Source organism: Stenotrophomonas sp. Nf1 (assembly GCF_003028475.1).
Classification (GTDB): Bacteria; Pseudomonadota; Gammaproteobacteria; order Xanthomonadales; family Xanthomonadaceae; genus Stenotrophomonas.
Genome location: NZ_PYTV01000004.1, coordinates 1 through 19,907 on the forward strand (window position 1 = coordinate 1; position 19,907 = coordinate 19,907).

Sequence of the window (19,907 nt, forward strand, 5' to 3'; positions counted from 1 at the left end):
TTGCTTTAAAACAATTAATAGTTGCTTGATCAAACGTCTGCAAGATGGACAATCATCCTTCCTGCAGGCGCCTTCACAAGATACCTGCGCATACTTTCAAAGATCTTGGGAAGTGGCCTCAGCGCCATTCCCGTGTGCTGCGAAGTTTCCTTCGTAGCGAGCCGCCCATTATAGCCGGCTTTTCCGCTTCGTCAACACCTTTTTTCAAGGCCGTCTCACCGGAGTGGACGTTGTTGCCGATGCCGCTTCGTCGTTGGACCCGAGAGTCTTTCGTCGTTGCGAGCCGCCTATTATGCCGGACTTTTCGAGTCCGTCAACACCTTCGTTCGATCATCTCGTTCGTCGGTGATGGCGTCGCTGTTTGCGTGCCGTTTCCGAAGAAGCGATGCGCTGCAGCAAGGGAGCGAATTCTAGAGATCCCGCAGATTTCGTCAAGCTCTTTTTTGCATGTTGATGACAGAAGCACCCCGACATCACGCATGACGTACGCTCGACGATCACTGCGGCGTTGCCCGCGCGTTGCGCGGTCAACGCCGCAACCACTATCAATGTAGGGATGCACAGTGGAGAGCGAGCAATGAACATGCAGGTGCGACATGGCTGGTGGCGCGATCTTTCGGTACCGGCAATCGTCGCCGGCTTCATCACCGTGCTGGTTGGTTTCGCCAGTTCTGCGGTGATCGTGTTCCAGGCCGCACAGGCCGTGGGTGCCGACCAGGCGCAGATCGCCTCGTGGATGTGGGCGCTGGGGCTGGGCATGGGCGTAACCTGCATCGGGCTGTCGCTGCGCTATCGGGTGCCGGTGGTGACCGCATGGTCGACCCCGGGCGCGGCCATGCTGGTGGTCGGTGCCGGCGGCGCGTCGCTTGCCGAAGCCACCGGTGCCTTCCTGCTTGCCGCCGTGCTGGGCATGCTGGCCGGGTTCTCCGGCATCTTCGCGCGGCTGATGCAGCGGGTGCCGATGGCGCTGGCGGCCGGGATGCTGGCCGGGGTGCTGCTGCGCTTCGGCCTGGAGGTGTTCGTGGCAATGAACACCCAGCTGTTGCTGGCGCTGGCGATGTTCGCCACCTGGCTGGCCGGACGTCGCCTGTTCCCGCGCTATGCGGTCATCGCCACCCTGCTGGTCGGCATTGCGGTTGCGGCCAGTCGTGGCCTGCTGCACGCACAGCAGGTGCAGCTGCAGCTGGCGGTACCGCAATGGGTGACCCCGTCATTGTCATGGACGGCGGTGGCCGGCATCGCCCTGCCCCTGTTCGTGGTCACCATGGCTTCGCAGAACATACCGGGCGTGGCGGTGATGCGCGCGTCCGGCTACGACGCCCCGGTGTCGCCGCTGATCGGGTGGATCGGTGTGGTCAATACACTGCTGGCGCCCTTCGGTGCCTATGCACTCAACCTGGCGGCGATCACGGCGGCGATCTGCATGGGTCGCGATGCGCATGAGGATCCGGCGCGCCGCTATATCGCCGCGATGGCCGCTGGCGCGTTCTACATCGCCATCGGTCTGTTCGGTGCCACCGTGGCCGCACTGTTCGCTGCCTTTCCGAAGGAACTGGTGGCCTGCGTGGCCGGTATCGCGCTGTTTGGCACCATCGCCAACAGCCTGGCCAGTGCGCTGGCGGTGGAGCGCGACCGCGAGGCCGCACTGGTCACCTTCCTGGTCACCGCCTCCGGCGTCTCCCTGGCCGGCATCGGCTCGGCGTTCTGGGGCCTGGTAGCCGGTGCGCTGTGCCTGCTGGTGCTGCGGGCCAGGACGACGCCCTGAACGATCAGGTCAAACCACGACGACGCCGGCGCAGGTGATCACCACGCCGGCCTCAGCCGGCAAGCCCCTGCGCCACCAGCATCACCGCGACGACGACGATGGCCACCATGGCCGCGGCCGGCGCATGGGTGTCGCCGCGCGCGGCCAGCACACTGTGCAGGCGTGCCTCATCGCCTCCGGCCTGCGCCCTGGCGCGGGCGATCTCGCGCTGACAGTGGGCCAGGTACCAGCGGTTGGCATACAGCGCAGCGGTGGTGTTCAGCCCCAGGGTGATGATCACCGACAGGCCTTCAGGCACCCCCAGCAGCATTTCGGCAATGCTGAAGAACACCAGTGTGCCGGCCCAGATGGCGGCGAGCCGGTACATCCTGCGGTACGCCATCCAGATCACGCCGATCAGGAACGCCGGCCAGTGCCAGGTGCCGCGGCCATCGGCAACCCCCTGGTCCAGCCGCCAGCGCTGACGGTAGATCGGGAAGTTGCCCCCGACCACGGCGGCATACAGCGCCATGTCACCGTCCAGCCCTGCCGCCGGCGTGGCGATGGGCGCCGCCACAGGTGCGCGATAGGGGTCGGCGCGATCTGCGACGGCGACCGCAATGGCGGCAGTGGCAGCAGCAGGCGAAGGCGCGACCGGATCGGCAGCAGCCACCGATGGATCCAGTTCGGCCAGCGGTCGCCACGACGGCATTCCCTCCCGCCACACCAGCGTACGCGCGGTCACGGTTCCGTCCTGCTGCAGGCGGCGCAGCCCGGCCAGGTCCACCGGTCCCTCGCTCTGCCTACTGTTGGCATACCACCACTGCGCATCCTGCATACGGCCCATCCCTGTTGAATCCATCGTCACTGTGAGGCACTGCCCACGGTCTGCGCCATCTGGTGGCGCGCGCCCGGCGCAAGGGTAATCCGCTCCGGTCCGGCATTGGCCACTTCCAGGCACACATAGTCGCGCCAGCCATCGCCGACATCGGCCATTTTCGCTGCGGCATCGGCGCCGGGATTCCAGACCACCAGGGTCTGGCTGCCTTCGCTGCGGATCTCGATCTGCCGCTGCAGCACCGGATCGCGCAGCAGGTAGTGGCCAGCAGCGCCGGTATAGATGCGGTCGCTACGGCCCGGGTCACGCCGGTCACGCAGCGACCATGGTCCCTGCTGCTGCCGCGGCGGTGCGTCCTCCTCGTATTTGTCCAGGTACTGCAGGCCGTCAAGGCCATCGACCTCGACCCGGCTGGCGTCGCCCACCCTGAAATAGCTGTGCAGGGCCTGGGTGAAGGTCAGCGGCGAGGACCCGATGTTGTCGATGGTCAGCTGCTGGCGCAGCTGGTGGCCGATGCGCAACTGCATCTGCAGGCGCAGGCCGGACGCATTGACATCCACAGGCGCCAGCTGCAGTTCCACCGCACCGTCCTCGTCGTGCCGGGCCTGCAGCAGCTGCCAGCGCGCGGTTCGCACCAGGCCGTGTGCCGGCACATCATCGCCCTGGTCCTGGCGGCCGAACCAGGGCCAGCACACCGGCACGCCCCCGCGGATCGGCGTCGGCAGCGCGGCGCGCGCGGGTGACAACCACAGCAGGTCGGGCTGTCCTTCCGGAATGAATGACAGCAGCTGTCCACCGAACACGCTGATGGCGGCAGTGGCGGCGGGAGTCCTTACCAACCACGCCTCAAGCCCGTGGAACAGGCCGGTGCTGATGTCCGGAGTCGATTGCATGCGCTGACGCTCTTTGGTGGCCGCGGCGATGATGTCGCGGCCAGTGTGCGAACGGCAAGACCTAACGTGCGGCGGGGGCGGTGCCGGCCGCCGCTTCCTGTTGCAGCGTGCGCAGGATGCGCTGCCCGGCACGACCGTCCGCCGTGGCCCAGCCGAGGCGCTGCTGTTCGGCCTGGATCGCACGGCGGGTGGCGGCACCGATCATGCCGTCGGCGGCACCGATATCGTGGCCACGCGCCAGCAGCAGGGTCTGCAGCTGGCGGCGCTCGTCGCGGCCAATGCCGGGATCGTCGGTCGGCCAGGCGGTGGCCAGCCCACCGCCGCCGCGCAGCTGGTCGGCCAGCGTGGCGATCGCCAGCGCATAGCTTTCGGCGGCGTTGTAGCTGTAGATGGCGTCGTAGTTGCGGAACACCAGCAATGCCGGGCCGTTGCTGCCGGCGGGCAGCAGCAGGGCCGCGCGCGCGTCGGCCGGCAGATTGGGCGGCACCACTGCGCTTCCATCCAGCGCGGTCACGCCCAGTGTGCGCCAGTCCGCCAGTGCGCGACGCTGGGTGCGACCGGCCTGGCTGGCATTGAAGCCGGCCGGCACGCGTACTTCCATGCCCCACGGCTCGCCAGTGCGCCAGCCCGCACGCTTGAGATAGTTGGCGGTGGACGCCAGCGCATCGGGGATGCTGCCGACCAGGTCGCGGCGGCCATCCCCATCGCCATCGACAGCGATACGCGCATAGGTACTGGGCATGAACTGGGTGTGGCCGAAGGCGCCGGCCCAGGAGCCGGTCAAGCCCTGTGCCTGCAGGTCGCCACGGTCGATCAGCGTGAGCAGGGCCAGCAGTTCACCGCGGAAGAACGGCTGGCGGCGGCCGGCGCAGGACAGCGTGGCCAGCGACTGCAGCAGTGGGCGCTTGCCGAATACGCGCCCGTAGTCGCTTTCCACACCCCAGACCGCAACGATGGTGGCCGGGTCGACACCGTACTGGGCCGACACGCGTTGCAGCAGATCGCGATGCTGTTGCAGCAGGGCGCGCCCGTCGTCCACGCGCTGGCGGTCAACCAGTGCTGCCAGGTAATCCCAGATCGGCGTGGTGAATTCCGGCTGCGCGTCGAGCAGGCCGAGCACGCTGGGGTCCGGGGTGAGGCCGGCGGTGATCTCAGCGAAGCGCCCGGCGCTGATGCCGCGGCTGCCGGCGGTGGCCTGCAGGCCAGCCATGCAGCGGGCAAACGCCGGATCGCCGGCGGTGGCCATTGCTGGCGGCGCTTGTGGTGCCGTTGCCAGAGCGGCCGCCAGGCCGAGCGTGGTCAGGATGGGCATGGCGTCCTCCGTGTTGCCGTTGCAGGGCCATCTTAGGCCGAGCGCCGCGCCTGAACCTGAAGCGGCGCCGGCTGCCGGCCGCTAGGTGACGCGCAGCAGCCGCAGGCCGTAGGCCGGGCTGTCGGCATCCCAACGCTGCATGACCTGCAGGCCGGCCTGCAGCAGCAGCGCATCGAAGCTGTCATCGGTGTACTTGTGGCTGTACTCCACGCGGATCGGTTCGTCGGCGGCGAAATGGAAAGTTCGGCCACCGAGATGGACATCCTGCGCCCAGCGGCTCACCAGGTCGGTCTCGATGCGCAGCCGTGCGGTGCTGTAACGGGCGCGATGGCGGAAGCCGTCGAGGTCGAAATCGCTGCCGATCTCGCGGTTGAGCCGGGCCAGCAGGTTGAGGGTGAACGCGGCGGTGACGCCCTGCGCATCGTTGTAGGCCGCTTCGATCAGCGCCGGGTCCTTGTGCAGATCGATGCCGACCAAGGCCAGGCCATCAGCGCCCATGGTGTGGCGCATCGCGCGCAGCAGGGCAACCGCATCCTCTTCGGCGAAGTTGCCCAGTGTGGAACCGGGGAAGAACAGCAGCCGGCGTGCAGGCCGGCGCTCGGGTGTGGGCACTGCGACAGGCCGGGTGAAGTCGGCGCAGACCGGCAGCATCTCGACCTCGGGCAGCGCCGGCGCCAGATGGTCGATGCTGGACAACAGCGCCGCCCGCGAGATCTCGATGGGGGTGTAGGCCACCGGGTCCTGCAACGCGGCCAGCAGCAGCGCGGTCTTGCGGCCACTGCCGCTGCCCAGTTCCACCACGTGCAGGTGCTGGCCCACGGCGCGTGCGATGTCCGGCAGGACACGATCAAGCAAGGCCAGTTCGGTGCGTGTGGGGTAGTACTCGCGGGTCTGGGTGATCTGCTCGAACAGGCGCGAGCCGCGCGCATCGTAGAAGTACTTGGAGGGCAGCTGGCGCGAGGCCCGCGACAGGCCTGCCACCGCATCGGCCAGGATCTGCTGGCGGCCCGGGGTCAGGTCGGTGAGCGCCTGCAGGGCGTCGTGCACTGTACTCATGTCGGATCCCGGGCCAGGCGCAGGCCGGAGAACTGCCAACGCGCCGGCGGCATGAAGAAGTTGCGGTAGCTGGCACGTACATGGCCGCCGGGGGTGGCGCAGCTGCCGCCGCGCAGTACCCACTGCCCGCACATGAACTTGCCGTTGTATTCACCGAGATTGCCGGCGAACGGACGGAAACCCGGGTAGGCGCCGTAGGCACTGTGGGTCCACTCCCAGACATCGCCGAACAGCTGGCGCAGCCCGTGGCCCTGCGCGGCCTGCGGATGCAGGTGATCGTCATCGGCGAAATGACCACTCACCGGCCGCGATGCAGCGGCCGCCTCCCATTCGAACTCGCTGGGCAGGCGCGCACCGGCCCAGCGGGCACAGGCATCGGCCTCGTAGTAGCTGAGGTGGCAGACCGGCGCATGCGGATCCAGTTCGCGCCAGCCGCCCAAGGTGTACTCGCGCTGCAGGGTGTCGTCCCAGTACAGCGGATGCTGCCAGTCTTCTGTTTCGCGCAGTGCCCAGCCCTCGCTGAGCCACCAGCGCGGTTCGCGGTAGCCACCGGCCTCGATGAAGTCGAGGTACTCGGCATTGCTGAGCGGGCGCTCGGCCAGCGCGTGGGCGGGCAGCAGCACGCGATGCTGCGGTGACTCGTTGTCGTAGGCGAAGGCGACGTGGCGAGGCCAGGCGGCAGCGCCGACGGTGACGATGCGCTCGGGCGATTCGACCCAGCCCTGTGCGCTGGCGATGCTGCTGGCCGGTAGCAGATCCTCGCGATACGGCGGCTGCAACGGATTGCACCAGAAGGCGTGCTTGATGTCGGTCAGCAGCAGTTCCTGGTGCTGTTGTTCATGCTGCAGGCCCAACTGCAGGTGCTGCAGTGCCTGCGGGTCAAGATCGCCGTTGGCCAGCCGTGCCTGCACCTGCGCATCGACCTGCTGGCGATAGTCGTAGACCTGCTGCAGCGAGGGGCGCGACAACAGGCCCCGCTGCGGCCGTGCGTGTGCCGGACCGATGCTCTTGTAGTAGCTGTTGAAGAGGTAATCCCAGGCAGGGTCATGCGCAGCTGCCGCCGGGAGGCCTGCCAGCACGAAGCGTTCGAAGAACCAGGTGGTGTGGGCCAGGTGCCATTTGCCGGGGCTGGCGTCGGCCATGCTCTGCAGCATGGCGTCCTCGGCGCTGAGGGGCGCCGCCAGCTGCACGCTGCGGTTGCGCACACGGGCGAACTGACGGGCGAGATCGCGCTGCGGGGCAGCGACGGCGACGGGTACGCTGTCCATGGCCGCAGGATCGGCGCCCGCGGGTGAGTGCGATGTCATGGTTCGGCGTCACCGCGTTCACATGGATGACCGGCTCGCATTCAAGAAGCGTGCGTCAACGCCGCTAACGGCAGTGCTGCGGCCGCGTTGTCACCGCACTGGACTTCCTGCGTGCCCCTGCATCCGCTCCGCCAGCCTGCGCATTACCTGTTCGTGCTGCCCGCCGTGCTGGTCGTGCTGGTGCTGTGGATGGCGCTGGGCAACGAGGACGTGGCCAGCCCGGCGCAGTGCATCCTGCCCTGGCTGCTGGCCTGTCTCGGTGCGGGCCTGGCCCTGCTCTACCACCAGATGCGCACGCTGTGCCTGCTGCTGGTGGTGGCGCTGGTGTTCGCCCTGCTGCACCAGGATGTCGGCGGCTACCTGCGCCGCGGTCATGTCGACCCGTTGACCCCTCTGCGCTTCCACGCCGTCTCGGCATGGGTGCCGCTGCTGTTCGGCGGGCTGGCGCTATGGCCCGAACGCGGACGCCGTCGTCACGACCTGCTGCTGCGCGGCGTGGTGTGGGGTGTGGCGCTGATGATCTTCCTGCTGCTGGCGGTGCAGCAGCCACGCGGGATGCACGATCTTCTGTCTGATCGTCACTGGGCCTGGATCCCGGCCAGCTGGAACGCGCTGGCGCAGCTGCCGGCCCTGCTGTTCCTGCTGGCCACCGCCGCGCTGGGCTGGCACGCATGGCGATACCCGCGACCATTGCACACGGCCATGCTGCTGGCCCTGCTGTGCCTGTGGTGGATGCTGCCGCGGGTGTTCCTGCAGCCGGTCCTGCTGCCCGCGCTGAGCAGTGCCGCGTTGCTGTTGATGCTGGGCGCGATGCTGCAGGAATTCTTCCACATGGCTTTCCGCGACGAGCTGACCGGCCTGCCTGGACGGCGCGCGTTCAACCAGACCCTGCAGCGGGCACGCGGCACCTTCAGCATCGCGATGGTGGACGTGGACCATTTCAAATCGTTCAACGATACCCATGGCCACGATACCGGTGACGATGTACTGCGCCTGGTGGCCTCGCGGTTGGCGCGGGTGGGCGACGGCGGCCAGGCGTTCCGGTACGGGGGCGAAGAGTTCGCGGTGGTGTTCCTGGACCGCCCGGCGGCGGACTGCGTGGATGCAGTGGAGGCCTTGCGGCAGCGTATTGAGGACACCCGCATGCAGCTGCGTGACCGCAGTACGCGCAGCCGTGACGACGAGGCCGGGCGCCAGCAGCGCGGACGCGGTGGCAGCGGCCAGGTGGTGCAGGTAACGGTGAGCATCGGGCTGGCCGACAGCCGCACCGACCCGCGTCCGTTGGCGGTGGTCAAAGCCGCCGACCAGGCGCTGTATGCGGCCAAGGGCGCCGGCCGCAACCGGGTGCACGCGCCGGCGGACGCTCAGACTGCGTCGAGGTAGTACCAGCGGCCGTCGATCTGCCGGAAGCGGCTGTGCTCGGTCATCTTCACCGCGCTGCCGCCGCCGACCCGATAGCGGGCGGTGAAGCGCACCTCGGCACTGTCGGCACCGGTAACCGTGTGTTCGTGCACGGTCAGGCCCAGCCACTGCGTGCGCTGGCCGGGCGCATCCTGCAGCGACAACTCGGCGGGCCGGGTGTCCGGGTGCCAGGTCTGGCGCAGGTAGTCGGCCAGGCCGCGCACGTAGGCGCTGTAGCGCGAGCGCATCAGCCGCTCGGCATCGGGTGCGGCCGCGCCGGCATGGAAGCGGCCGCAGCAGGCGGCATAGTCGGCGGACAGGCCACAGGGGCAGGGATCGGCAGGCGTTGGGCTCATGTGCGTATTGTCGCGCGGGATGCCGCCGGCATCCATCGGCGATAGGCGTATGCTGTCGCGCCCCCACCTTGATTGATCGCCGTGCTGGAACTGGTTCCCCCTGAGTTGTGGTGGCTGGTGGTGATCGCCTTCATCGCCGGCCTGGTCGATGCCGCCGTCGGCGGCGGCGGGCTGGTGCAGTTGCCGGGGCTGTTCACGGTGCTGCCGCAGCAGACGCCGGCGATGCTGTTCGGTACCAACAAGTTCAGTTCGATGTTCGGCACCGGTGCGGCGGCCTGGCGCTATGCGCGCAACGTGCGCTTCCCGTGGAAGCCGGTGCTGTTCGCCGCAGCTACCGCCTTCGTGTTTTCCTTCGCCGGGGCCACTGCGGTGAGCCTGCTGCCCAAGGACGCGGTGCGGCCGCTGGTGCTGGTGCTGCTGATCGCAATGCTGGCCTACACGCTGTGGAAGAAGGACTTCGGCGCGCTGCACCGGCCGCAGCAGATCGGCCGCCGCGAGCTGGCCATCGCGCTGGCCATCGGTGCGGCGATCGGCTTCTACGACGGCTTCTTCGGGCCGGGTACGGGCAGTTTCCTGATCTTCCTGTTCGTGCGCTTCTTCGGGCTGGATTTCCTGCGCGCCTCGGCAGCGTCGAAGGTGGTGAACCTGGCCACCAACATGGCAGCAATCTCGTTCTTCGTGCCGACCGGCAACATCCTGTGGCTGTTCGCGCTGCCGATGGCGGCGGCCAACATCATCGGTTCGGTGGTGGGCACGCGGTTGGCGCTGAAGGGCGGCACGCCCTTCATCCGCAAGCTGTTCGTGGGCCTGGTGGTGGTGCTGATCGCGCGGATGGCGTGGGATACGTTGCGCGGTTCGTAAGGGGTTGCCGGCCAGCGGCCGGCACTACCGTCATGAACCCACCCAGCGGTAGTGCCGGCCGCTGGCCGGCATTCCCGTTCAACCGGCCGGGTCAGGCCTCGGCTTCTTCCGGTTCGCTGGCCTGCTGGCGGCTGCGCTCGGGCAGCTTCAGGCGCTTGCCTTCTTCGTCGTACTCGATCAGCAACACGCCGGAGTCGTGGCGGCCGCTGATCTCGACGAAGCAGGCGCCGCCGATGAACGGTTCCAGCGTCATCACCGACTTCAGCGGGGTGGCGACCACCATCTGGAAGCCGAAGTTGTCGAAGATGTTCATCGCCAGTGCGGTGAACTCATTGTCGGCCTTGTCGAAGGCTTCATCGAGCACGACCGCGGCATAGCTGGGCAGCTGGCTGTCGGCACCGCCGAGCTGGTAGCGCAGCGCGGCGGCCAGGCAGGTGGTGGCCAGCTTCTGGCGCTGGCCACCGGACTTGCCGGCGCCACTGCGGTAGATCTCGACCTGCTGCCGCGTTTCCGCGTCGAGCTCGACGCCGATGAACTCCACGTGCATGCGCACGTCCAGCACCAGTTCACGCCAGCGCTTGTCCTCGCCCTCCTGCGAACCGAGGCGGTTGACCAGCTGGCGCAGCACGGTGAACTGCGATTCGGCCAGCTCACGCTGTTCGGTCTGCTGCTGCGACAGCACCTCGCGCAGCTGCTGCTGGAACTCGCCGACTTCCGGCAGGCGACGGTCGCTCAGCTCGATGGTCAGCAGCGTGCCACGGTTGAACGGCACCTGTTCCAGGCTGGCGTTCACTTCGTCCAGGCGCTGGCCGATCGACTTGCGGGCCTCGGCACTGTGGCGCTGCAGCGCCAGCAGATTGTTCTTGCTCTGGTTCTGCAGCAGGTCGAAGAAGCGCTCTTCATGCTGCGGCAGGCCGTCGCGTTCCAGGCGCTCGAGGCGGGCCAGGAAGTCCTCGGCCGAGGCCACCGACACGGTGAAGTCGCCCGATTCCTCCGGCCATTGCTGGATGAAGCGACGGAAGCAACCGACCAGCTGGTTCTCGATGCGGTTCAGGTCCTGCTGTGAGGACGACAGCTGCTCGTTCAGCGCATTGCTGACCTGGCGCATGTGCGCCTCCAGCGTTTCCAGGCTGAGCGGGCCCTGCTCCTGCAGGCGCTCGGCCAGGCCGGCTTCCTGCTCCTGGGCCAGGGTCGGCAGCACCAGTGCACGGCTCTGCTGGCGCGCGCGGTCGAGCCGATCGCGTTCCTTGACCAGCTGGCCACGCTCGACGCGGACGTCTTCATAGGTGCGGCGCGACTGTTCGATATCGGCGCGCACCGCGTCGATCTGCTTGGCCAGCTTGGCCAGATCGGCGTTGCCTTCGCGCAGGTCGCGCAGTGTCGCTTCGATATCGCTCAGGCGCTGCTGCGGGGCAGCGATGTCGATCTCGTTCCAGTTGATGCTGACCAGCTCGTGGCAGGCCAGGCGGCGTTCGTTGTCGCGGTCACGCTGGCCACGCAGGCGCGCGATGTCGGTCTCGCAGCCGGCGATGCGCTTGGCCAGTTCCTGCGCTTCGCGCTCGAAGGCGCCGACCTTGTCGTGGTTGTTGAAGCCGAGGATCCAGCGGCGGCGGTCACCCACGGCACTGCGGTCATCCTTCTCGAAGCGGTCACCGGGATGCTTGACCTGGCCTTCGCGGGTGATGCCGCGGTCGACGTTGCGCAGCTGCTTGGCATCCACGCATTCGTAGTCGAAGCGTTTGCCGAGTTCACGGCGCAGCCAGCCTTCGAACACGTGGTCGCGCAGCTCCAGCTTGTGCAGCAGCGACTTGGCCGACGGCTCGCGGGCGAATGCTTCATCGTTGCGGCGTACGCGGTAGTAGGTGAAGCGCATGCCCAGGTGGGTACGGTTCACCCACTCGGCCACCTCGTTGTAGTGCTTGTCATCGACCAGCAGCGACAGCGCGAAGCCACCCAGCACGCGTTCGATGGCGCCCTGCCAGCTCTGTTCTTCCGAGCGGACCTGGATCAGCTCGCCGACGAACGGCAGCGCCGCTTCGGCGATGCCGGTTTCCTCGGCCAGGCGCGCGCGCAGCTTCTGCATCGGCGCAGGAATGTTGGACGGCGTGCGCTGCATCGCCTCCAGCTCAAGGCGCACTTCACCGAAGCGGCGCTCGTCATCGCGCTTGCCGCCCAGCCGGTCGCTGATCGCATCGTCCAGTGCCGCCGAGGCGCGCTGGCGGTCCTGCAGTTCGTTCTGTGCGCGCTCAACCAGTTCGGCGAAGCCATGGGCATCGTCGGGCAGCTCGGCCTGCAGCTGCTGTGCGGCCTCGCGAGCCTGTTCGCGCTTGGCTTGGCGGCGGTCACGCTCGGCCTCGGCACGGCCCTGCTCGCGCTCCAGTTCCTCGATGCGCTCTCCGCCCTGCTGGCGACGCTGCAGTTCCAGTTCGGCCAGGCGTTCGGTGTGATTGTCGAGTGCGGCACGGCGCTGGGCTTCTTCGCCGAGCAGGCCACGGTCGCGCACGTCCATCTCGCGCAGGCGCGCTTCGATCAGCGCCTGGCGACGGCTCTCGCGGAAACTGTCGACGCCGAGCTTCAACGCTTCGTCGTCGCCGCGCTGGCGATGCATGCTCTTCAGGTCGTTGTAGTAGGCGCGTGCCGGCAGCAGGGTCTCCACCTGGCGGCGCGCGGTGACCACGGCCTGGTGCGCGCCATCGAGCTCGGCGAAGTCGCTGACCAGACGCTCGGCGGCGTCAAAGGTCTTCGGCGTGTCGAGCATGAAGTCGCGCAGGAAGACGTTGAGGTCGCCCAGATTCTTGGCCGACTGCGTTTTGTGCAGCAGGCGCAGCGCCATCTCGTTGTCGATGCCGAGCAGGTCGCGGAAGCGCTCGGCGTAACCGGAGAAGGTGTCGAAGTGGTGCAGGTCGGCCAGCTTCTGCTTGAGCTTGCGCAGGTCCAGGTCGAAGCCGCCGAGGTCCTTGGCGATATCGAACGGACGCTCGGCGATCATGTAGTGCTTGCGCACGTCACCGGCCGAGGTGCCGTTGCCGGAGATCCACAGCAGGCGCACCAGGCTGACCACGCGGCCATCGCCCGCACGGTACTCCAGCACCAGTGCGGTCCAGGTGGCGCCCTTGCGCAGGTACTGGGTGGCGATCTCGCCGGTGCCGCTGTCCTGCTGGTCGGCCCAGGCGCCACGCACGTAGGAGACCAGGTTGCGGTCGCGGCCACTGCGCTCGGCTTCACGCGCGGCGGCGTTGAAGTCGACGATGGCCGGCGGCGTCAGCAGCGCGGACATGGCATCGAGCAGGGTCGACTTGCCCGAGCCGGACCGGCCGACAAACAGGAAGCCGCGCTCGGCGATCGGCACTTCGGTCAGGCCGTTGAAGGTGCCCCAGTTGTGCACCTGCAGGCGGCGCATGCGGAACTGCTGCAGGCGCGGGTCCGGCAGGCCTTCGTTGAACAGGGCGGGAGTGTGCTTGGAGATAGCCATGCGATGGTCGGGTCTCTCAGGCCTCGGCGGCCGGGGTTTCGCGCAGCTGGCGGTAGACCGCCGAAAGCTGGGACACGTCTTCAGCGGAGAACAGCAGCTTCAGCGCCGGCGAGACTTCGTGGCGGTCTTCCTGGCCGCTGAGGCGGGTCAGGATGTGGTTGTCCTTCATCTTCTGCACGGCCGAGGCGACGCGGCGGTTGAAGCCGGCGCGGTCGGTGGACAGGTTCTTCTCGTAGATGGCCAGCGCTTCGGCCATCTCGGCGTCGGCGACCACCGCGCGGTTGCCGCGCGCATCGGCCTCGGCCAGCTGCTGGCGCAGGAACAGCAGCAGCACCGAGTCGATGAAGGTCAACGGCGAGGTGCGCAGCAGCACCGGCGCATCGACGTCTTCGGTATCGGCCTGGCGGGTGAAGGCCACGCCACTGTCACGGTCGAGCACCAGTTCCAGGAACAGGTCGGCCAGTGCCGAGCGGATCGCCGCTTCACTGCGGATCAGCGCCGGCCACAGCTTGGCGTGGCGCAGCTGGTCGATGCTGGGGCCGATCAGCAGCTGGCACAGCGCGCGGCGTGCATCCAGCGGCAGGCGCCCGGTATCGCCGAGGTAGTACACGTCGTTGCCACGGCGGGGCTGCGCCACGGTCGCCACCGGCTCGGCCTCGTAGGCGTCTTCCGCCACGTCGGCCTGCGGTGCGTCGATGGGATCTTCATGCCAGCTCATGGCGTCTCTCCTGGGTGAACCAAACCAGCGGGATGCGGGCGCGACGGACCTGTCCGTCGCCACCACGCCATTGCGCAAGCTCCTGCTCGCCGGCGACCACGTTGCCGAAGCGCGTGCCCAGCGACAGGTAGCCGATGACACTGCCGAGCCCCTGCGGCGCTTCGCGCTGCGACAGGGCCTGGGCAATGCTGAGCCGTGGCTGTGCATCGAGCAGGTCGTGCAGGTCGCGGCGCAGAGTGCGGAAGTCGATTTCGGACGAGGCCACCAGATCGCCCACGCTTTCCAGGCTGATCGCGGCCGCGTCGTTGTACTCGACGTTGCCATCGACCTGGGCACTGCGCGGATCGTGCAGCTTCCACTGCGACCACGAACGCAGGCGGCTGGTGGTCAGCTGCAGGTCACGACCAATGCCACGCTGTGCCGGGAACTCATCACGCAGCGCCAGCGCTTCGGACTGCGCCTGCTTCAGCAGCTGGTTGAGGCGGCGCTGTTCCAGGTAGCCACGGCTCTGCACGAAGCCGCGCAGGCTGCGCGCGAAGTTCTGCAGCACATCGTGCACCTGGCCACCGCGCTCGAGCATGGTGCTGGTGAAGCCACGCAGGAAGTTGCGCTCGTTGCGGTCCAGGCGGCGGGCAAAGCCACGCGCCAGCACCGCTTCCAGTGCGGCATCCAGCTGCGCGCTCTGCTCGGCGTCGTTGAGCAGCCGCCAGAACGCCTGGAAGCTGCGGCCAGCGTCGCTTTCACCGATCACGTCCACGCCTTCGAACAGCTGCGACAGCACGTCGCCGCGTTCGCCTTCATCGTCGATGATGCGTTCGCGGAAATCGCGGTTGAGCTGCTCGAAGTCATCGCGCACGCGGCGGAAGTCCTCGGTCAGTTCGTCGGCCAGGCCGATGATCTGGCGTGCACGTTCCAGCGCGCGCTTGCCATCCAGCGCGATCACGCGGCCGGCGCCGACGCGGGCAATCTCGGCGTCGATGCGGTCACGCTCATCGCGCAGCGCCGACAGGCGTGCATCCGGATCAGATTCGGTCTGCGCGGCCAGCTGCGAAAGCTGTTCGATGACCAGCGCCAGGCGGCTCTCGGTGGCGGCCACGCGGGCCTGCTCGAGGCCATCGGCGAAGCGGATCGCCTGCAGTGCGGCGGTGGACAGCTCGTACTGCTCCTGATCGGCACCTTCGGGCAGGCGTCGTTCCAGCCAGCCCTGGGCCAACCAGTGTGCGATATAGGCCTGCGCGGTACGCGGCAGCTCGCGCGACAGTTCGTCGCCGTTGAGCTGGTCCAGCGCGCGCTGCAGGCGCTCGTTGAGCACCGACGACGGCAGCGTGCGCTCGCCGTCCATCAGCAGGCCCTGCAGCAGGCCGATGATTTCCGGGGCGTGGTCGGCGGCGAGCAGCTTCCACTGGGGCTGTTCGCGCAGATGGCGGTAACGGGAGATGCGTTCGCGATGCTTCATGCAGCGAAAGAGGTCTGTAGGGCTGACAGGGACGCGTCGTCACGCACGGCTGCCGTGCGGGCAGCCGTGGGCATGCCGGCCACACCGGGCCGGCGGGGTGCGGGCACGCGGCTCAGCGCTTGCCGCCCACTTCGATGAAGCGCAGGAACTCGGCGCGGGTGCGCGCGTCGTCGCGGAAGCTGCCCAGCATCTTGGAGGTGACCATGCTGACATCGCGCTTGTGGATGCCGCGGGTGGTCATGCATTCGTGGGCGCCTTCGACGACCACGCCGACGCCGATCGGCTGCAGCACATCCTGGATGCACTGGGCGATCTGCGCGGTCATCTTCTCCTGCACCTGGAAACGGCGGGCGTAGGCTTCGACGACGCGGGCCAGCTTGCTGATGCCCACCACCTTGCCGGCCGGCAGGTAGCCGACGTGCACGCGGCCGATGATCGGCGCCATGTGGTGTTCGCAGTGGCTTTCGTACTCGATGTCACGCAGGACGATCAGTTCGTCGTAGCCGGCCACTTCCTCGAAGGTCCGCTCCATGTAGGCGCGCGGGTCGTCGCGGTAACCGCTGAACCAGTCGCCATAGGCTTCGGCGACACGGCGGGGGGTATCCAGCAGGCCTTCGCGGGACGGGTCCTCACCGGCCCAGCGCAGCAGGGTGCGCACGGCATCCTCGGCCTGGTCCTGGGTCACGTCGCCCTGCGGGGCGGCCTTTTCGTTGTTCTTGCTCATTGCGTACAGCGTCCCGAACGGGGGGCGAGCATCGTACCCGACCGGGGGGTGGGTCGTCCTGTTGGGACGGTTCATCGGGGGTCGTTGCTGGCGCGTCGTTGCTATCGGTTTGGAGGAGGAGAGGGGGCTGCGCAGGACACGCCGTGAACCCGTCCCTGGGGGCTCGATGGCGCCATCCATGGCGCCAACGGTCCTGCGCAGCCCCCTCTCCCCCTCCCTGACGGATTCCTGCGGGCGCGGCCGGACCGCCCGAAGGCGAGGTCAAAAGCGGGGGTTCATGGCTTCGGAAGCACCGCGCCGCTGCTGTGGTGTCTTCTGCTTTGGTGGGTGCGGACCGTTGGTCCGCACTGCTTCTGCTCTTGCTTCTAAGAGCCAACCCACCGCGCTCGCGGGGTGATGGGAGGGCAGCGGGGGCCGGGCGGGGCAGGACCGTCCGCGGCATGGATGCCGCGGCCGAGCCTACAGGGACGTACTTGCGGCGTGTCCTGCCCCGTCCGGCCCCCGCCGCCCCACCCGACACCAGGCAGGCGCAACGCTTTCCTCAATACCCCAACACCCATTCAGCAAAAACTATTGATAGGAATGAAATTAGTAGTATCCTATCTATATCTTATGGACCGACCCCTCGACGAGCGCACCGTGCTGCAGATGCAGCTCAGCTCTGGCCTGCTGTACGCAGGGCGGCAGTGGCAGCGCCTGGCCGACAGCCGGCTCGGCAGCTACGGCATCTCCACCGCCTGCACCATGCCGCTGCTGATGATCGGCCGCTCCGGCGGTGGCATCCGCCAGGTGGCGCTGGCCCAGCAGCTGGGCATGGAAGGTCCCTCCTTGGTGCGCCTGCTGGACAAGCTGTGCGCCAGCGACCTGGTCCGCCGCGAGAGCGATGCCAGCGACCGCCGCGCCAACCTGTTGTGGCTGACCGACGCCGGCCAGGCGCTGGTCAGCGAGCTGGAAGACCAGTTGATCGGCCTGCGCCAGGACGTCTTCGGCGAACTGTCCATGGATGAACTGCACGCCGTGCTGAAGGCATGGCGCCTGCTGGCCGAGGCCGCCGACCGCATCACGTAAGCGCACTGCCCCCCAACACCGCCGCTGCCGTGCACACGCCAGCGGCTTTTGCCCGTTGCTGTTGTTTCGTTGTCCCTCCCCTCCCCCACCTCGTCCCCGCCCCTACCGATGCCCGGTGAATTCAGTCTCCACGGAGTGTTCGTCCCGACCCTGCTCGGGTTGATGCTGCTGGCCTACCTGGTCAACAGCGGTCTGCACGCGCTGCTGCAACGTGCCGGTGCCTACCGCCATATATGGCACCCGCCACTGTTCAACCTGGCGCTGTACGGGATCGTGCTTGGCCTGCTGTTCCACCTCCTGCGTTGGATGCAATCGTGAACAAGATCGTGAAGAAAGCCCTTCCCGTACTGCTGACCAGCGCAGCGGTGATCGTCGCCCTGCTGGTGCTGCGCCAGCTGTGGGTCTATTACATGGATGAGCCGTGGACCCGCGACGCGCACGTGGGCGCCGACGTGGTGCAGGTCGCCCCTGACGTGTCCGGGCTGGTGGAAACGGTGGACGTGGCCGACAACCAGGCGGTGAAGAAGGGCGACCTGCTGTTCGTGGTCGACCGCGCGCGCTACCGCATCGCGCTGGAGCAGGCGCGCGCCAGCCTGGCCGAGCGCCAGGCCTCGGTGGCGCAGCTGCGCCGCGAGATCGGCCGCGATCGCAGCCTGCAGGATCTGGTCGCCGCCGAGGACGCCGAAGTGCGCCGCGCCAAGCTGCAGGCCGCACAGGCGGCGCTGGCCACCGCACAGGCCGCGGTCGACCTGGCCGAGCTCAACCTCGGCCGCACCGAAGTGCGCGCGCCGGCCGATGGCCGGGTCAGCGACCGCACGATGCGCGTGGGCGACTACGTGGTGGCCGGCAAGCCGGTGCTGGCACTGCTGGATACCGGTTCGTTCCGCATCGATGGCTACTTCGAGGAAACCCGCCTGCGCGGCGTGGCGCCGGGGCAGCGCGTGGACATCCGCCTGATGGGTGAATCGGCGCCGCTGCGCGGCCACGTGGAAAGCATCGCCGCCGGCATCGAGGACCGCTATCGCAGCAACGGCAGCACCCTGCTGCCGAACGTGACCCCGGCCTTCGACTGGGTGCGGCTGGCGCAGCGCATCCCGGTGCGCATTGCCATCGACGAAGTGCCCAAGGGCGTGGAGCTGATCGCCGGCCGTACCGCCACCGTGACCGTCGAAACCAACAGCACCAAGCACGCAGACAAGGCCGGCACCACGCCGACACAGGCGGGCCTGTGAACGCCGCCCTGCCCCGCCTGGGCCTGATCGTTGCGCTGGCCAGCCTGGCCGCATGCAGGACCGTCGGCCCGGACTATGCCTTGCCGGAACGCTCGGCATTCAAGCGCCCCGAAGCCAATGCCGCCTTCATCGATACGCAGAACCCGCAGGTCGCCGCCAACCAGGCGCTGCCCGACCGCTGGTGGTCGCTGTACAACGACCCGGTGCTGGACGGGCTGATCACCCAGGCGCTGCGTGACAACGTGGAACTGAAGGCCGCCGATGCGCACCTGCGCCGCGCCGCGGCCGTGTACGAGCAGGCGCTGGACGCCGGTGGCTTCGAGTACGAGGCCGAGGCCGGCGTCAGCCGTGCACAGCTGTCGGCCGAGTCGTTCCTGCAGGAGCACGAGCTGCCAGTGATCAACCTGGCCGACGGCAAGTTCGCGGTCAGCTACCAGTTCGACCTGTTCGGCAAGCTCAAGCGCGGCGCCGAAGCGGCGCGTGCCGACGAGCAGTCGGTGGCGGCGGCACGCGATCTGGCCCAGGTCAGCGTTGTCGCCCAGGTGGCCGACAGCTACCTGGAAATCTGCCACGCCAACCACGAACTGCACGTGGCCGAACATTCGCTGCAACTGCAACAGCGCAGCCGCACGGTTACCGAACGCCTGATCGCGGCCGGCCGCGGCACGCCGCCGGAACTGGCCCGCGCCAATGCGCAGGTGGCGCTGCTGGAGGCCGCACTGCCGCCGCTGCGCGCGCAGCGTTCGGCGGCCGCCTATTCGCTGGCCGCGCTGCTGGGCCAGACCCCGGGCCAGCTGCCGGCCGGCGTGATCGACTGCGCGCACGCGCCCGGCCTCGCGCAACCGCTGCCGGTCGGTGATGGCCGCGCCCTGCTGCAGCGCCGCCCGGACGTGCGCCAGGCCGAACGCAAGCTGGCCTCGGCCACCGCGCGGATTGGCGTGGCCACCGCCGAGCTGTACCCGGATATCCGCCTGGGTGCCTCGGTCGGCGCCGCCGGCCTGCTGGAAGACTTCGGCACGCCAATGACCCAGCAGTGGTCGATCGGCCCGCTGATCTCGTGGACGCTGCCGTCGTCGGGCACGCACGCGCGCATCCACGCTGCCGAAGCCGGCGCCGACGCCGCGCTGGCCGAGTTCGACCACACCGTGCTGCAGGCGCTGCGCGAGACCCAGACTGCGCTGGACCGCTATGCGCAGGACCTGCGCCGCCTGCAGTCGCTGCGCATCGCGCAGGAGCAGGCCGCGCTGGCCGCCGAGCAGAACCGCCGGCTGTACCAGGGTGGCCGCACGCCCTACCTGTCCAGCCTGGATGCCGACCGCAGCCTGGCCACCAGTGATGCCACCCTGGCCGCCGCCGAGGCGCAGGTCTCACGCGACCAGATCCACCTGTTCCTGGTGCTGGGTGGCGGCTGGCAGGCAACGGTCGCCCCGGCGGCGCCGGCCACCGCACAGGCCTCGGCGAAGTAAGCC

17 protein-coding genes are annotated in these 19,907 nt (G+C 68.3%); 7 read left to right on the plus strand and 10 right to left on the minus strand.

Translation table 11 applies throughout. The features are described from left to right. Window positions 1-577 precede the first annotated feature (577 nt). Window positions 578-1,765, plus strand: a complete 1,188-nt coding sequence (locus C9412_RS08745; protein WP_107231272.1) for a benzoate/H(+) symporter BenE family transporter — start codon at window positions 578-580, stop codon at window positions 1,763-1,765. A 52-nt stretch (window positions 1,766-1,817) separates the two neighbouring features. On the opposite strand, the gene C9412_RS08750 is transcribed toward C9412_RS08745, so the two are convergent. From C9412_RS08750 to egtB, 5 genes are all read right to left on the minus strand, one after another. Next, a complete protein-coding gene (locus tag C9412_RS08750) occupies window positions 1,818-2,582 on the minus strand; it encodes a GYF domain-containing protein (protein WP_107231554.1) in 765 nt (254 codons plus the stop codon). Window positions 2,583-2,608: 26 nt separating this feature from the next. Beyond that, entirely contained in the window at window positions 2,609-3,475 is an 867-nt protein-coding gene (locus C9412_RS08755) for a D-hexose-6-phosphate mutarotase (RefSeq protein WP_107231273.1), read from the minus strand. A gap of 61 nt (window positions 3,476-3,536) precedes the next feature. Continuing rightward, complete coding sequence (locus tag C9412_RS08760; RefSeq protein WP_107231274.1) at window positions 3,537-4,787, minus strand: lytic murein transglycosylase; 1,251 nt, start codon at window positions 4,785-4,787, stop codon at window positions 3,537-3,539. An 81-nt stretch (window positions 4,788-4,868) separates the two neighbouring features. Then, window positions 4,869-5,843 (minus strand): L-histidine N(alpha)-methyltransferase, encoded by a 975-nt coding sequence (gene egtD, locus C9412_RS08765; protein WP_107231275.1) that lies wholly within the window; start codon window positions 5,841-5,843, stop codon window positions 4,869-4,871. After that, window positions 5,840-7,111 (minus strand): ergothioneine biosynthesis protein EgtB, encoded by a 1,272-nt coding sequence (egtB, locus tag C9412_RS08770; protein ID WP_107231276.1) that lies wholly within the window; start codon window positions 7,109-7,111, stop codon window positions 5,840-5,842. The genes egtD and egtB overlap by 4 nt, the downstream gene beginning before the upstream one ends. A 150-nt stretch (window positions 7,112-7,261) precedes the next feature. Here egtB and C9412_RS08775 point away from each other — a divergent pair, with 150 nt between their 5' ends. Next, window positions 7,262-8,533, plus strand: coding sequence for a GGDEF domain-containing protein (locus tag C9412_RS08775; RefSeq protein ID WP_107231277.1), 1,272 nt, complete (start codon window positions 7,262-7,264; stop codon window positions 8,531-8,533). Here C9412_RS08775 and C9412_RS08780 read toward each other — a convergent pair. Then, complete coding sequence (locus C9412_RS08780) at window positions 8,515-8,907, minus strand: YchJ family protein (RefSeq protein ID WP_107231555.1); 393 nt, start codon at window positions 8,905-8,907, stop codon at window positions 8,515-8,517. The two genes, C9412_RS08775 and C9412_RS08780, sit on opposite strands and share 19 nt — an antisense overlap. 81 nt (window positions 8,908-8,988) lie before the next feature. Between C9412_RS08780 and C9412_RS08785 the strand changes: the two genes are divergently transcribed. Continuing rightward, window positions 8,989-9,768, plus strand: coding sequence for a sulfite exporter TauE/SafE family protein (locus C9412_RS08785; RefSeq protein WP_107231278.1), 780 nt, complete (start codon window positions 8,989-8,991; stop codon window positions 9,766-9,768). Window positions 9,769-9,859: 91 nt separating this feature from the next. Here the strand turns inward: C9412_RS08785 and C9412_RS08790 are convergent, their stop codons facing one another. From C9412_RS08790 to folE, 4 genes are all read right to left on the minus strand, one after another. After that, window positions 9,860-13,240, minus strand: coding sequence for an SbcC/MukB-like Walker B domain-containing protein (locus tag C9412_RS08790; RefSeq protein WP_107231279.1), 3,381 nt, complete (start codon window positions 13,238-13,240; stop codon window positions 9,860-9,862). A gap of 16 nt (window positions 13,241-13,256) precedes the next feature. After that, window positions 13,257-13,958 (minus strand): DUF4194 domain-containing protein, encoded by a 702-nt coding sequence (locus tag C9412_RS08795; protein WP_107231280.1) that lies wholly within the window; start codon window positions 13,956-13,958, stop codon window positions 13,257-13,259. Beyond that, complete coding sequence (locus tag C9412_RS08800; protein ID WP_107231281.1) at window positions 13,945-15,414, minus strand: DUF3375 domain-containing protein; 1,470 nt, start codon at window positions 15,412-15,414, stop codon at window positions 13,945-13,947. Before C9412_RS08800 ends, C9412_RS08795 begins: the two co-directional genes overlap by 14 nt. Before the next feature lie 112 nt (window positions 15,415-15,526). Further along, entirely contained in the window at window positions 15,527-16,138 is a 612-nt protein-coding gene (gene folE, locus C9412_RS08805; RefSeq protein ID WP_107231282.1) for a GTP cyclohydrolase I FolE, read from the minus strand. 612 nt (window positions 16,139-16,750) lie between these two features. Between folE and C9412_RS08810 the strand changes: the two genes are divergently transcribed. From C9412_RS08810 to C9412_RS08825, 4 genes are all read left to right on the plus strand, one after another. After that, complete coding sequence (locus C9412_RS08810; protein WP_008265191.1) at window positions 16,751-17,206, plus strand: MarR family transcriptional regulator; 456 nt, start codon at window positions 16,751-16,753, stop codon at window positions 17,204-17,206. Between the two features lie 108 nt (window positions 17,207-17,314). Continuing rightward, window positions 17,315-17,524 (plus strand): DUF1656 domain-containing protein, encoded by a 210-nt coding sequence (locus C9412_RS08815; RefSeq protein WP_005411696.1) that lies wholly within the window; start codon window positions 17,315-17,317, stop codon window positions 17,522-17,524. After that, window positions 17,521-18,438 carry an HlyD family secretion protein gene (locus C9412_RS08820; protein ID WP_181358745.1) on the plus strand — a complete coding sequence of 306 codons (918 nt, stop codon included), beginning with the start codon at window positions 17,521-17,523 and terminating at the stop codon, window positions 18,436-18,438. The genes C9412_RS08815 and C9412_RS08820 overlap by 4 nt, the downstream gene beginning before the upstream one ends. Continuing rightward, window positions 18,435-19,904 carry an efflux transporter outer membrane subunit gene (locus C9412_RS08825; RefSeq protein ID WP_107231284.1) on the plus strand — a complete coding sequence of 490 codons (1,470 nt, stop codon included), beginning with the start codon at window positions 18,435-18,437 and terminating at the stop codon, window positions 19,902-19,904. Before C9412_RS08820 ends, C9412_RS08825 begins: the two co-directional genes overlap by 4 nt. The last annotated feature ends 3 nt before the right edge of the window (window positions 19,905-19,907 follow it).

Bases quoted from the DNA above. Each gene is read 5' to 3' on its own strand.
- C9412_RS08745 (WP_107231272.1), top strand. From the start codon at position 578: ATGAACATGCAGGTGCGACATGGCTGGTGGCGCGATCTTTCGGTACCG.
- C9412_RS08750 (WP_107231554.1), bottom strand. From the start codon at position 2,582: ATGCAGGATGCGCAGTGGTGGTATGCCAACAGTAGGCAGAGCGAGGGA.
- C9412_RS08755 (WP_107231273.1), bottom strand. From the start codon at position 3,475: ATGCAATCGACTCCGGACATCAGCACCGGCCTGTTCCACGGGCTTGAG.
- C9412_RS08760 (WP_107231274.1), bottom strand. From the start codon at position 4,787: ATGCCCATCCTGACCACGCTCGGCCTGGCGGCCGCTCTGGCAACGGCA.
- egtD (WP_107231275.1), bottom strand. From the start codon at position 5,843: ATGAGTACAGTGCACGACGCCCTGCAGGCGCTCACCGACCTGACCCCG.
- egtB (WP_107231276.1), bottom strand. From the start codon at position 7,111: ATGGACAGCGTACCCGTCGCCGTCGCTGCCCCGCAGCGCGATCTCGCC.
- C9412_RS08780 (WP_107231555.1), bottom strand. From the start codon at position 8,907: ATGAGCCCAACGCCTGCCGATCCCTGCCCCTGTGGCCTGTCCGCCGAC.
- C9412_RS08790 (WP_107231279.1), bottom strand. From the start codon at position 13,240: ATGGCTATCTCCAAGCACACTCCCGCCCTGTTCAACGAAGGCCTGCCG.
- C9412_RS08795 (WP_107231280.1), bottom strand. From the start codon at position 13,958: ATGAGCTGGCATGAAGATCCCATCGACGCACCGCAGGCCGACGTGGCG.
- C9412_RS08800 (WP_107231281.1), bottom strand. From the start codon at position 15,414: ATGAAGCATCGCGAACGCATCTCCCGTTACCGCCATCTGCGCGAACAG.
- folE (WP_107231282.1), bottom strand. From the start codon at position 16,138: ATGAGCAAGAACAACGAAAAGGCCGCCCCGCAGGGCGACGTGACCCAG.
- C9412_RS08810 (WP_008265191.1), top strand. From the start codon at position 16,751: ATGGACCGACCCCTCGACGAGCGCACCGTGCTGCAGATGCAGCTCAGC.
- C9412_RS08815 (WP_005411696.1), top strand. From the start codon at position 17,315: ATGCCCGGTGAATTCAGTCTCCACGGAGTGTTCGTCCCGACCCTGCTC.